Origin of the sequence: Lysinibacillus sp. ACHW1.5 (genome assembly GCF_022014815.1) — a bacterium.
In the GTDB taxonomy this organism is placed as follows: domain Bacteria; phylum Bacillota; class Bacilli; order Bacillales_A; family Planococcaceae; genus Lysinibacillus; species Lysinibacillus capsici.
Window position 1 is genome coordinate 1,508,050 of record NZ_CP091777.1, and the last position, 13,080, is coordinate 1,521,129.

10 protein-coding genes are annotated in these 13,080 nt (G+C 39.3%); 8 read left to right on the plus strand and 2 right to left on the minus strand.

Translation table 11 applies throughout. From position 1 onward, the window contains the following. The first annotated feature begins 2 nt into the window (after window positions 1-2). The 6 genes from fdrA to L6W14_RS07175 all read left to right on the plus strand — a co-directional run bounded on the left by fdrA (window position 3) and on the right by L6W14_RS07175 (window position 7,317). Complete coding sequence (gene fdrA, locus L6W14_RS07150; protein ID WP_237900152.1) at window positions 3-1,556, plus strand: acyl-CoA synthetase FdrA; 1,554 nt, start codon at window positions 3-5, stop codon at window positions 1,554-1,556. Beyond that, window positions 1,549-2,976 carry a YlbE family protein gene (locus tag L6W14_RS07155; protein ID WP_131519723.1) on the plus strand — a complete coding sequence of 476 codons (1,428 nt, stop codon included), beginning with the start codon at window positions 1,549-1,551 and terminating at the stop codon, window positions 2,974-2,976. The genes fdrA and L6W14_RS07155 overlap by 8 nt, the downstream gene beginning before the upstream one ends. Window positions 2,977-3,007: 31 nt before the next feature. After that, complete coding sequence (locus L6W14_RS07160; RefSeq protein ID WP_131519724.1) at window positions 3,008-4,486, plus strand: cytosine permease; 1,479 nt, start codon at window positions 3,008-3,010, stop codon at window positions 4,484-4,486. A 2-nt stretch (window positions 4,487-4,488) separates the two neighbouring features. After that, window positions 4,489-5,439, plus strand: coding sequence for a carbamate kinase (gene arcC, locus L6W14_RS07165; RefSeq protein ID WP_048389956.1), 951 nt, complete (start codon window positions 4,489-4,491; stop codon window positions 5,437-5,439). A 13-nt stretch (window positions 5,440-5,452) separates the two neighbouring features. Next, window positions 5,453-5,911: a nucleoside deaminase gene (locus tag L6W14_RS07170; RefSeq protein WP_054550759.1), complete on the plus strand. Its 459-nt coding sequence runs from the start codon at window positions 5,453-5,455 to the stop codon at window positions 5,909-5,911. Window positions 5,912-6,081: 170 nt separating this feature from the next. Continuing rightward, window positions 6,082-7,317 carry a Zn-dependent hydrolase gene (locus tag L6W14_RS07175; protein ID WP_131519725.1) on the plus strand — a complete coding sequence of 412 codons (1,236 nt, stop codon included), beginning with the start codon at window positions 6,082-6,084 and terminating at the stop codon, window positions 7,315-7,317. Between the two features lie 108 nt (window positions 7,318-7,425). Here the strand turns inward: L6W14_RS07175 and L6W14_RS07180 are convergent, their stop codons facing one another. Further along, the gene (locus L6W14_RS07180) at window positions 7,426-8,628 is read right to left on the minus strand and encodes an MFS transporter (RefSeq protein ID WP_237900154.1); all 1,203 of its coding nucleotides are present in this window, start codon (window positions 8,626-8,628) and stop codon (window positions 7,426-7,428) included. Window positions 8,629-8,757: 129 nt separating this feature from the next. On the opposite strand from L6W14_RS07180, the gene L6W14_RS07185 reads away from it, so the two are divergent. Together L6W14_RS07185 and L6W14_RS07190 are read left to right on the plus strand one after the other, a co-directional pair. After that, window positions 8,758-9,639 (plus strand): LysR family transcriptional regulator, encoded by an 882-nt coding sequence (locus tag L6W14_RS07185; RefSeq protein ID WP_131519727.1) that lies wholly within the window; start codon window positions 8,758-8,760, stop codon window positions 9,637-9,639. A gap of 193 nt (window positions 9,640-9,832) precedes the next feature. Beyond that, window positions 9,833-11,083: an MFS transporter gene (locus L6W14_RS07190; protein WP_131519728.1), complete on the plus strand. Its 1,251-nt coding sequence runs from the start codon at window positions 9,833-9,835 to the stop codon at window positions 11,081-11,083. Between the two features lie 61 nt (window positions 11,084-11,144). Here L6W14_RS07190 and L6W14_RS07195 read toward each other — a convergent pair whose 3' ends face one another. Next, entirely contained in the window at window positions 11,145-12,998 is a 1,854-nt protein-coding gene (locus L6W14_RS07195) for a multicopper oxidase family protein (protein WP_371824163.1), read from the minus strand. Between the last annotated feature and the right edge of the window lie 82 nt (window positions 12,999-13,080).

Consider the following 13,080-nt stretch of genomic DNA (forward strand, 5'->3'; position numbering starts at 1 on the left):
TGATGAGTATTAAAGTCGTAATTAAGCGCAACACATATTTTGATTCAGTGTCATTGATGTCACTATCTACAAAAGCGAATCAAATTGAAGGCGTCGAGCAAGCAATTATTGGTATGGGTACGGAGATGAACAAAGGAGTCATTCGTAACGTTGGTTTGATGACGCCAGAAGTGGAGGAGGCAACAGCAGGGGACTTAATGATTATTGTTAAAACTGCTAATGCGGATCAAACAGAAAGCGCTTACCTAGCAGTGGAAGAATTACTAACAAATAAAGATAAAGCACAAGCAAAAAGTGATATTAAATATGCAACGATTGATTCAGCTGCACAAGGAATTCCTGATGCAAACTTTGCGGTCATTTCTGTCAATGGGGCATTTGCCGTTCGCGAAGCACGCAAAGCACTTGAAAATGATCTACACGTGATGCTGTTCAGTGATAATGTAAGCGTTGAAGATGAAGTAGAATTAAAAACTTTAGCACATGAAAAAGGTCTATTAATGATGGGGCCAGACTGTGGTACGGCCATTATTGGTAATACAGGTCTTTGCTTTGCCAACGCTGTGAGAAAAGGCAATATCGGTATCATAGCAGCATCTGGTACAGGTAGCCAAGAGGTAAGTGTTCGTATTCATGACTTCGGTGGTGGAATCACACAACTGATCGGTACTGGCGGAAGAGATTTAAGTAAAGAAGTAGGCGGCATTATGATGCTTGATGGCATTAAAGCACTAGATGCGGATGAAGCGACAAAAGTGATCGTTCTAGTGTCGAAGCCACCTGAAGCAAGTGTTGAGAAAAAGGTGCTCGCACAAATCAAAGAATGCAGCAAACCAGTAGTGGTTTACTTTATCGGTGGTAATGAAGAGGCGGTAGTGGCAGCTGGTGGACAATTTGCTAAAACATCGAAAGAAGCAGCATTAAAGGCAGTCTTACTAGCAGGTATTGATGAAGCAGGCATTAACAAACGTGCACTTAACATTCCATTAGTTGAAGAGGTCCGTGCAAAATTAGCACCAGAACAAAAATACATTCGTGGGTTATTCTGTGGCGGTACGCTTTGTGATGAATCTATGTATCTAGCGATGGAAAAATTCGATAAGGTTTACAGTAACATCCAGAAAAATCCTGATTTCTTATTGAAAGATATCAATGTGAGTCAGGAACATACATTCATTGACTTCGGTGATGATGATTTTACAAATGGTAAACCACATCCAATGATCGATCCGTCTTCTCGCATTGAGCGCTTCTTACAAGAAGCAAAAGATCCGACAGTTGGTGTCATTGTGATGGACTTCGTATTAGGCTTTGGCTCTCATGAAGACCCAGTAGGTGTTATGCTTCCAGCCATCATTGAAGCTAAACAATTTGCTGAAAAAGAAGGTAGACATTTAGAGATCATTGGGTATGTCCTTGGAACAGACTTAGATACGCCAAACATAGATGAGCAAGTGAAAAAATTAATTGATGCAGGTGTTACACATGCAAGCAGTAGTACAAATGCAGGATTACTTGCTAGAGAAATGGTGTTGAAAGGAGAAAATCATGAGTAAGATTAATGAACTTTTTACAAGTAAAATTAACGTCATTAACGTAGGTATTGAACTTTTTAAGGATGATATATTAGCACAAAATGCAAGTGCTACACACCTAGAGTGGTCACCACCAGGTGGAGGTAAGCCAGAAATTATTGCAGCACTAAACAAAATCGATAAAGCAGAACTTGCTGAAAAAATCGAAGCAGCAAATCGTCTTGCAGTGGAAAAAATTGTGAACTCTCAACCCGTGCTGATTGGTTTCGATCAAGCCATCAATGTTGTGCCTGGCATGACGAAAAAAACAATTTTACACGCAGGACCACCCATTACGTGGGAAAACATGAATGGCCCAATGCAAGGCGCTGTTATGGGTGCACTTGTATTCGAAGGATTAGCAAAAGACTTAGAAGAAGCAGCAGTGGTAGCGGCTTCAGGAGAAATCACATTCTCACCTTGTCATGAGCATAATGCCGTTGGTTCAATGGCTGGGGTAACATCTGCTTCGATGTTTATGCACATCGTTGAAAATAAAACGTATGGCAATATCGCCTATACAAATTTAAGTGAGCAAATGGCAAAAATCTTGCGTATGGGTGCCAACGATGACAGCGTTGTCGAGCGATTAATATGGATGCGTGATGTGTTAGGACCAATTTTACGTGATGCAATGAAATTAAATAAAGACGGCATCGATCTACGATTAATGCTTGCACAAGCGCTCCACATGGGTGACGAATGTCATAACCGTAATAATGCAGGTACAAGCTTATTAATTCAAGCATTGACACCATATATCTTAGAAACAGATTATCCTGTTGAACAGAAGCGAGCAGTATTTGATTTCGTGGCAAGTAGTGATTATTTTTCAGGTCCTACATGGATGGCATGCTGTAAATGTGCATTAGATGCTGCACATGGAATCGAATATAGTACTGTCGTGACAACAATGGCACGTAACGGTGTAGAATTTGGTGTTCGTATTAGTGGCATGCCAGGTAATACATGGTTTACTGGCCCAGCACAAAAAGTAATCGGACCGATGTTTGCTGGCTACAAACCAGAGGATTCAGGTCTTGATATAGGGGATAGTGCTATTACAGAAACTTACGGTATTGGTGGTTTCGCAATGGCTACTGCACCAGCAATCGTTGCTTTAGTAGGTGGAACAGTGGATGAAGCAATTGGTTATTCTCGTAAAATGAAAGAAATTACGACGACAGAAAACCAAAATATTACCATTCCATTATTAAACTTCATGGGAATTCCTACTGGTATTGATATTCGCAAAGTCATCCAATCAGGTATTCTTCCAATTATTAATACAGCTATCGCACATAAAGAGGCTGGAATCGGTATGATTGGTGCTGGTATCACAAATCCTCCAATGGAAGCTTTTGAAAAAGCATTAATTACAATTAGTGAGAAGTGGGCTTAAGCCCACTTCCTATAAGTAGGAGGAGCTTTCTATGGAACACGCAAAAATTGAACAGTCCAATCAAGATTATAGAGCACTTGGCTATTCGGAAGAACTTTTACCAAAAGGTCCTCAGGAAAGAGACTGGGGAATCTTTAACTACATTACCGTGTGGATGGGCGCAGTTCACAATATTATGTCTTATATGACGGTTGCAGGGTTTTTTGTCTTAGGATTATCAGTTAATCAAGTTTTCTTAGCCATTATGCTTTCAGCAGTAATCGTCTCAGCAGGCTATTGCTTAAATGGATATTCCGCCTCTAAATATGGCATTCCGTTTGCCATATTACTAAGAGATTCATTTGGAGTAAAAGGCTCTATTATTCCAGCGTTATGTCGAGGGTTGATTGCTGGGGTTGTATTCTTTGGTACGACGACCGTTGTGGGCGCTCAATCCCTTAATGTATTATTTGCAAGATTCATTCCGAACTATATGTCTATTGGTGGAGACTTCACTATTTTTGGCTTAGATGTTCCGACTATGATTTCTTATATTATTTTATGGGTAATTACAGTTTTACTTTTTTTAGGTGGCATGGATATGCTAACGGTCTTCGGTAAATACTCATCACCGATTGTTTATATTTTCATTATTGGCGCAGCGATTTGGGCAATTAATATTGCTGGAGGAATTGGACCAATTTTAGCATATAAGCCTTCTACAACGATGGAAAGTCCATTGGTCTTTATTGCATGTGTTAGCGCATTGGTGTCTAACTGGGCTGGTCCAATTGTAAATATAGCAGATTTTACGCATAGAGCTAAATCGCCAAAAGCAATGATCTATGGCTTATCCATCGGTATGATCGGCTCATATCTATTATTTGCGATTACTTGTATTAGTTTAATAGCAGGGACAGAAATTGCTTTTGGGCAACCAATTTTTAATATTGTAGATGCTATTGATAAAATTCAAAATCCCTTTTCAGTAATTGTATTAATTTTAGCTTTAAATGTAGGCGCAACAGCTTTTGTAGTTTTTGGTAATTTATTACCATCTGGATTACAAATGACAACTTTATTCCCTAAAGTATTTACGGTCAAAACAGCAGGTATTTTAACAGCGATTATTGGCACAGTCATTTTGCCTTGGAAATTAGTATCGAGTACAGAAACGTTATTTTTCTTTTATAGTTTTATAGGCTCTATGTTTGGACCGATTGCAGGTATTATGTTGTCTAGCTTCTTTATCGAGCGTAAAAGACGTTTAGATTTATCTATGATGTATGTGGAAGAAGGTCATAATGGAGCTTATAAATCTGGCTATAACATCGTAGCATGTATCGTTCTATTAATAAGCTTCCTCTTACCAATGTCAGGTGCTTTCCTGAAAAGTGTGCCGTTTTTAGTACAGCTAAATAACTTTGCTTTCTTTAGCGGACTGATCGTGTCATTCATTTTATATACGCTGTTATATAAATTTAATCAGCAAAATGTTCAAAATAGTGTAGAAAAAGAAGTAGGGGTGTAGTTGTGAATAAATTAGTAATTGTAGCAATCGGCGGTAACTCGTTGGTAAAAGATAGTGGAAGTGAATCTATTCAAAGTCAGCAAGAGGCAGTTGCTCAAACTGTCGAGCATATCGCGGATATGATTCAGGAAGGTTATAAAGTGGTTGTCACACACGGCAATGGTCCACAAGTTGGTTTCACTTTACAAAGAAGTGAAATTGCTAATGAAGTATCAGGCATGCCAGCAATTCCGTTAGTAAACTGTGTGGCTGACACACAAGGTGGAATTGGCTATTTAATTCAACAAGCATTAATTAACGAACTGACTAAACGTCAAATTAATAAAAAGGTAGTCAGTGTGATTACACAAGTTGAAATCAATGAACATGATCCCAACTTTATTAACCCTACAAAGCCAGTTGGTTCATTCTTTACAAAGGAGCAAGCGGAGGCGATGCTAGTAGAGCATCCAGATTGGAAAATGGTAGAGGATTCTGGCCGTGGCTACCGTCGCGTTGTGCCTTCACCAAAACCAATCGATATCGTTGAAAAAGAGGCGATTAAATCATTAATTGATAATGATTATGTCGTGATCGCTGTAGGCGGTGGTGGAATTCCAGTCGTGAAAAAAGAAAACAATGTCTATGAGGGTGTAGATGCAGTCATTGACAAAGACTTTGCAACAAGTCTATTAGCGGCACAAGTAAATGCGGATTCATTAATTATTACAACGGGTGTTCCGCGTGTGTTTATTAACTTTGGAAAACCTGAACAACAAGCACTTGAAGAAATTACTGTTGAGGAAACAAAGCAGCATGTTCAAGATAATCAGTTCCCGCCAGGAAGTATGCTACCAAAAATCGAAGCAAGCTTAAGCTTCTTAGAAAATGGTGGTCATCGAGTAATTATTACAAACCCTGAAAGTCTGAAAGAAGCGATCAATAATCAGGCTGGTACTCATATTATTAACTAGGAGGAAACACGGTATGGATTATATTCAACTAGCTGTTGACAAAACAAAAGAAGGCATCGATCAAAATATTGGTGGACCATTTGGTGCAACCATTGTAAGAGGTGATGAAATCATCGCTGTTGTTGGCAATACAATGATGCGTGATACAGACATCACTGCACATGCAGAAATAGTAGCCATTCGTGAAGCCTCTAAAAAGCTTGGCACAATGGATTTATCCGATTGTGTCATCTACGCTACTTGCGAACCATGTCCAATGTGTGTGGGCGCTATTATTTGGTCGGGTATTAAAGAAGTTCATTATTGTAATACAGCAGAAGATGCTCATGTACATGGCTTCTCTGATATGCATCTACGTGATTACTTAACGGGTAAAGATAAGAGTGTCCTGAACATGCAAAAAATTGAAACGACTGAAGAATGTGATGCATTGTTCCATCATTTCAATGACAAAATGGCTAATAGTAAATAGATTAGAGCAGTCATATACTGCTTAAGTCTTTCCAGTGAATTAGAGTAGGGATCTCGTTATGGAGAATCCCTTTTCTAATTTTCAACCAAAAAGGTGTAAAATAGATACTATGACAAGCGTACATTTGGTCTGATTTTCATCTTCGTAATTCTTCAAAAGGAGCTGTTTACATGATCTATAAAGAACGTTATCAACAATTACTAGATAAAATGAATCAATATAATTCAGGCGAAAAAGGGATTACGAGAGTTGCCTATACGAATGAAGAACAGGCTTGTTTACATGCCTTTATTCGTTTATGTAAAGATGAAAATCTTCAAATTCATATTGACCATTGTGGAAATCTTATTGCTCGAAGAGAAGGCAGTGTGCCAGGATTGCAGCCTGTTGTCATGGGATCTCATTTAGATACTGTCTATCAAGGCGGTAAATATGATGGCGTTGTAGGGGTAACCGCTGCCCTTGAGGTCATCAAGCGATTAAACGAGCGATCTATTGTGACAGAGCATCCAATTGAAATTATCGCCTTTGCCTGTGAGGAGTCTTCAAGATTTGGTGTGTCAACAGTAGGCAGTAAAGCAATGGCAGGATTAATTGATAAAGAAAAATATCGCCATTTAGTCGATCGAGATGGTATGACGATGGAGCAGGCTTTTGCTCATTGTGGACTTGATTTTAGTAGTGTTGATCAAGCGACAAGAGTAGAGGAAGGATTCCATGCCTTTTTCGAATTGCATATTGAACAGGGACCACTGCTAATTAACTATGAAAAGAAAATTGGTATTGTCACAGGGGTAGCAGCACCAGTTCGCTTATTAATGAAGTTAAATGGAAAAGCGTCCCATTCAGGCACGACTCCAATGAATATGAGAAAGGACGCTCTTTTAGGAGCATCCGAATTGGCATTAGAATTAGAAAAAGCGGCAATAGCAGAGCAGGAGTTTGGCACTGTGGCAACTGTTGGAATACTAGAGGTTGTGGCAGGCTCGATGAACGTAGTTCCAGGTGAAGTGGAGTTAACTGTAGATATCCGATCATCCTCTGTGGAATCGAGAGAACGTGTGCTTCAGCATTTTTATACGGTTATTGCAAACGTTCAACAAAAGAGGCAGCTTGCGATTGCATACAATGTCATTAGCTCAGAGGATCCTGTCCTGCTTTCTCCAAAGCTAATGCAAGATTTAGAAACAATTTGTGTAGAGAAGAAACTATCCTATCAATATATGCAAAGTGGAGCAGGTCACGATTCTATGAATATGACAAGGCTCGGACCAGTTGGCCTTATTTTTATTCCTTCGGTGGATGGTTTAAGTCACCATCCAGATGAACATACGGAGCTTGAAGATATATTAATAGGAATCGATGTTTTAGAGGCAGTTGTGCTAAGATATGCTTCAGTCAGCTAATTAGCAATCATCAGTTGAAGACGCTACATGTATGGCCAGTGTCATCCCGTGAAGGCAATACAACAAATGCACAAAATCGATTCCATCATTAAAAGACGACCTTCCTTGTTAGAAAGTCGTCTTTTTCATGTGAATATGATGCATTTGCGGTTGCTTTTGGTTTCCAATTTTTAGTTGAATCAGAATCATCACAAGGACGATGATGATCATGCCAATAATAGCAGTTGTAAAATTGCCTGTGAAATCTCGAACAAGACCGACAAAGAAGGGGCCCAATGCAGCAAATACAAAGCCAACTGATTGTGTCATAGCAGCTAAGAAGCTAGCCTCGTGAATATCTTTGGCCTCATCAATTGGTAATGTTAGCCCTAATGAGAAAAGCCCACCTGCACCAAGGCCAATCAGAATACTGCTCAGCCAAGGATTATAAGAAAACAGTAGCATCAATAAACCAATTAATTCTAATGATGAACTACCTACTAGCCATACGGCTCGATGCTGAAAACGGTTATTTAATATAGGCACTAAAAATGTAGCTGGCATTTGGGCAATTGTTAATAGTGTCAGCATCATTCCAGCGTCGTGTTTGCTATAGCCTAAATTTTCTGCGATGGGAGGTAACCAAGCCATGATGGTATAAAACATGAAGGCCATTAACCCAAAAAAGCCTGTTAAAAGCCAAGCCTTTTGATTCATTAACATTTGCTTCACACTGTTGCTCTTACTAGGTAAATCTGTGACTGAAGCAGTAACTGCTTTTTGTTCGATTGGCTTCCACCAAAAGAATAAAGCGAGTAAAGCAAGAATAGCCCAGGAGGCAGAAGAAACTTGCCATGAATGAAAAAAATTGCTTAATGGAATAGAAAGCCCAGAGCCAAGTGCAGCTCCTACTACAAGTGCTAGCGAGTAAATCCCAACTACACGGGAAGGGTTCGCAAATTTCTCCTTAATATAGCCCGATAACAGTGGTCCTACGATGGCAATGCCAATGCCTGATAACAAGGCTGTTACTAGCATGATCCAGGCAGTATTAGCAAAATATCTGGTAGCTGTTGCTAATCCAATAAGAATAAGAGCGTAAGCGATAGTTCGCTCGATGCTCCAACGATTAGCTAGTTTGATTGCGAAAGGTGCAAATAAGCCCATACATAGCACAGCTAAAGAAGTTAGCAAACTAGCAGTAGCTGCGCTCATATGTAAAGTCTGGCGAATAGTTCCTAATAAGGGGGACACCGAAGTAATGACAGGCCGTAAATTAAAAGAAGCTAAAATAATGGCAATAATTGGTACAATTTTGTGTTTTATATTCATTGTCTTTCCTCTCCGTCCTATCAAATAAATAGTAAGCCTAAATTGAAGTCTATCTGAATTAGAATGATTGAACAATACTATTATTACTATTACAATGATAGTTAGAAACTATGATAGGGCGTGATCTATGTGGAAATACGGCATCTGCATTATTTTATGGCAGTCTATGAGGAGCTACATTTTACAAAAGCTGCTGAGAAACTTGGCATCTCTCAGCCAACGTTAAGCCAGCAAATACGTGTGCTGGAGGATGAGCTAGGAATGCCATTGTTCGATCGTATTGGCAAAAAAATTGTTGTGACTGAGGCAGGCTCTCTTTTGTTTAGCTATACAACAGAGGTATTTAATACATTACAAAATGTCAAAGATTCGATTAAAGATTTACAGGGGCTACAAGGGGGACAAATAAGTATTGGCATCATGCCATCTGATCTTGATTATCGGATTACACAGCTTGTTATTGATTTCCATCAAAAATTTCCAAAGGTAAAATTAAAGATACTTGCTTCCATCGATATTATGCGGCAGGTTCTCGAAAATGAAGTGGATATCGGTATTGGGACGAATGTAGAATCAGATGATCGATTGGTCATTATTCCTTTATGTAGAGAGGAATATGTACTGACCGTTTCAAAGGAGCATCCATTGGCACAGCAAACAGTGATCCCAATTGCTGAATTAGAGGGCCTTCCTATGGTGATGTATCCTGGAGGTTTTCTTGGTAGAGAGATAGTAGAAGAGGCTGTAAAAAAGCATGGTTTTCACATTCATTCTATTCTTGAAACAAGCTCTGTCACGTCCATTATGAATCTCGTTCGAGCCAATATTGGTGTAACGGTGCAACCCTATCCTTTGCTCCAACAAATGAATGATCCTAGTTTGTGTAGTATACGAATTTCAAATGGTGCTCCAAGCCGAAGCCTATCCATTATTTTCCGTGTAGATCGCTATGTTAGTCAGGCAACTACTGCTATGATTGAGCAAATTAAACATTACTTTAAAAGTAAATAGGGTTAACAAAAAGGAAGATATAAAAATATGTTCCTTTTTTTGGGGAGTTCACATATACTATTTATAAACCGACAGTCAGTCTAAATTGTAGGGCAAGTCCTAGAAGCTTGTAAAGCCTCAACTTGTGCCTACAATTTTTTACCATATTAAATGACCGACTGTCGGTCTAAGAATAGTGAGGGGTGTTTTTTATATGAAAATGCTAGTCAAAGAAAAAGGCTTTTCGAAAGATTTTATCATTATGGTAGCTGGGCAGATTATTTCTATTTTAGGCTCTGCACTATTAAGATTTGCTCTTTCACTTTTTGTTTTAGATGTAACAGGACGGGCAGATCTTTTTGCTGTACTTTTTGCTATTTCAAGCCTACCTGTTTTACTTACACCATTTGGTGGCGCAATAGCAGATCGTTTTAATCGGCGAAATTTAATGGTCCTATTTGATTTTGTCAATAGTGGCATTGTATTGATGTTTTTTATTGTATTACTAACAGATAATCATTCTGTGCTATGGATTGGGTTGGTTATGGTGCTTCTTTCATTCATTAGTGCCATGTACACGCCAGCTGTAATGGCTAGTATTCCGCTATTGGTTAGCGAACAAAAGCTTGAGCAGGCTAATGGGGTCGTCAATGGGGTCCAGGCATTAGCGGGGGTGACAGCACCTGTGCTAGGGGGGATACTATATGGAATGCTCGGCCTCAAACTTCTCGTCATAGTAAGTGGCTTATTATTTTTCTTTACGGCTATTATAGAAATGTTTATGACAATCCCATTTGTAAAACGTAGCTATGATGGTCATTTGATGCCGACCTTAATCAAAGACATGAAAGAAGGTTTTACTTATGTGGTGAAGCAAACTTTTATTTTAAAATGTACGCTACTTGCTGCTTTATTGAATTTACTATTGACTCCACTTTTTATCGTTGGTGTGCCTATTATTCTTCGTGTCACGATGAACAGTAGTGATACATGGTATGGAATAGGAATGGGGATTATTGATTTTGCGACGATTTTAGGCGCGTTAACGATGGGGTACTTTGCAAAAAAGCTGCGTATTCACACACTCTATATTTGGGTATTGATGTCAGCCTTTTTGGTAATTCCCATGGCTATGTCTGTGCTCCCTCGCGCCCTTCAAATTGGCTATTATCCCTCGTATAGCTTATTTATTGGTTGTGCTCTTATCATTGCGATGATGATGACGATCATCTCCATTTACGTAATGACCCTTGTGCAAAAAGAAACACCAAATGAACAATTAGGGAAGGTTATGGCAATTATGATGGCAGTATCACAGTGTATGGCACCACTTGGGCAGATGGGGTATGGGTTGCTATTTGAGTTCTTTCAAGCCAACATCTATATACCAGTCTTTATAATCTCTGTATGTGTATTATTATTAGCTTTCGTAACGAAAAGAATATGGCAATTGGAGGTCAAATAAATTGCTAGAACAAAGAAAACCACCTTTTCATTGGTAGTTTTCTTTGTAAAGCGATACTTAGCTAAAATCTTCGGATTCTTTGACGAGGCCTATGCCTGCTCGTAGGAGTATTGGTAGGAAGGGGTGGAAACAGTAGCGTTGGCATATGTTGTGTATTATCTCCTATATGAATAGTAATGGATTCTTCTTCTTGAGGTGAGACTACCTTTTCTTCCTCAAGTTGTGAGTGTTCTACCTCATTGAATAGTGGTGCTGAAGATTCACTATGATGGGTAGTACTTGTAGGATTTGTAGGATTTGTGGGAGCTGTTGATTCTTGATGTGTTCCAGGATGTTCTACTGCTGCATGAGGCTGCTGAACAGCATGGACGTCTTTCATAACGAGAATGGGTCGCATCATATCATGATCCTCATGCTCAAGGAAATGACAATGCCACATATAATTCCCGACATGATCTTTCCAATGCATAATAATTTTTGTTACCTTTCCAGCGTCAGCCTTCACCGTGTCTTTCCAACCTCGCTCATAGTCTCTTGGTTCTTCAGGCGGCCCTGTAAATTGTACGATGCCTTCATTTTGATAGATTTCTAAATCAAACGGCCTTCGTTCCAGAATTTTAAATTGAATGAGGTGCAGGTGAATAGGATGGATAAAGGGTGTAGCATTAATAAAGCTCCAGATTTCCACACTATCTAAAGAAGGTTTTTCAGTTGCTGGATCATGGTACATACGATCATTTAACAGCAACATAGGTCGACCAAACTCATCTGTAGTCGCCGTCAATGGTAGTTGTCTTTCAATATGTGCATGGTGTGGATGTAAATCCATAGAAACGGCAAGTCTTTCTGGAATCTCACTTGTATCTTCACATTTCAAAGGTAAAGTTACTCGAAACTGCATAATCACGTTTGTGTGTTCATCACTGAAATCGGTATCAGTATTAAGTAAGGTAATCTCCTGTCCAGCACAGCTTGAAAAATCGATAATGACATCCGTGCGTTCAGCTGGCAGCAACTCGACAGATTGGATAAGTTGTGGTGCTGATAAGAAACCGCCATCTGTACCAATTTGAAACATTGGTTGATCATTGGAAAGACTGATGACATAGCCTCGTCGATTAGAGCCATTTAGTAAACGAAATCTATATTTACGTGGCTCAACATCTAAAAAAGGCCATAGTTTTCCGTTAACCACTATCGTATTGCCAACAAAGCCTGGTGTGATAGAGGGATGAACAGGCACGGGAAAGGGTGGTTCGTCAGGATAAAACAATGAGCCATCCTCATTAAACGTTTTATCTTGAATTAAAATCGGATATTCATAGTCTCCACAGGGTAAATTAGAGCGTTCCTCAAGGGCATCCCTCAGTAAATAAAAGCCTGCTAATCCTGCATATACATTTAAACGCGTTAAAGCCATGGCATGGTCATGATACCACATGGTAGTGCCAGGTTGATGATTCGTATATTCATGTATTTCCTTATTAAATTTTGGACCAGTATGCCGATAGTCTCTTGTGTACCATGCTTCAGGATGGCCATCACTCTGCCAATCCACATTGGCACCATGTAAGTGCGTAACTGTTCTTACTTCTTGTGAATCGTTTGCAGCATGAAGCGTAAAATCTACTGGTAAAAAGTGCTGTAAGGGCAGCTGGTTTTTGTATTTCACATAGATAGTTTTATCTTTAGAAGCTTCTATGGTTGGCCCTGGGTAAAGCCCATTGTAGCCCCAAATTAATGAGTTTGGAAAATGCTTATGAAAACGATGCTGGCCCTCCATCATGACCAATTCGTAATAATCATTCTTCTGTTGCCCTCTGCTGTATTTTGGTTTAGCAATCATTGGTTTTGGAAGTTCATCTACAAATTTTGGAATCGTTGCTGGATCAGAAGGGTTAATTTGCATACTCACAACATCACGTCCCTTTTCAATACTAAAAAAGCTAATTAACTCATCATATGGGTAAAAACAACAGGTAACGAGGACAAAAATG